This window comes from Microbacterium petrolearium, assembly GCF_054782875.1.
In genome coordinates this window covers 1-519 of sequence record NZ_BAAGRQ010000104.1, presented here as the reverse complement: position 1 = coordinate 519, position 519 = coordinate 1, and the positions used below count along the sequence as shown (strand labels likewise).

Below are 519 nucleotides of genomic sequence, written 5' to 3'. Positions count from 1 at the left end.
GTAGAAGCTGCCGGTACCTGTGAGCGCGTCGAGCCCCGGGTCGGCGACCATACGCTCCACGACCGTCTGCACCCACAGCGGGCCGGGCCGGGAGTCGGCGTCGAGCCGCGCGATGACGGCACCCTTCGCGGCGTCGTACCCGGTTGCCGCGGCGGCGGGGATCCCGACGCTGGGTTCGACGACGACCACGGCGCCCCAGCGGTGCGCCACCGCAGCGGACGCGTCGGTCGAGGCGTTGTCGACCACGACGATCTCCAGCGGGGCCACGGTCTGGCGGGCCAGCAGGGACAGGCACCTGTCCAGCGCCGGTGCGTCGTCGCGCACCGGGACGACCACGGAGACCGTCGGCGCGAGATCAGATGTCACGCCCGCGCCTCCATGCCTGGCCCCGGGCTGCGAGGACGGCTCCGGCCAGCATCGCACCGAGCAGGCCGAAGGCGAGGTCGGCGATGGTGTCCGGGTATCCGACGTCGATGCCTTCGTGGAGGTAGGTGTGACCGGCCCACTCCCCCAGCTCCC

General features: G+C 73.2%; 1 protein-coding gene. It reads right to left on the bottom strand.

The annotated features are described in order from the left end of the window. Positions 1-366, bottom strand: a 366-nt coding sequence (locus ACYVJ0_RS13840) for a glycosyltransferase family A protein (protein WP_460818439.1), incomplete at its 3' end; no start/stop codon positions are given. Positions 367-519 lie beyond the last annotated feature (153 nt).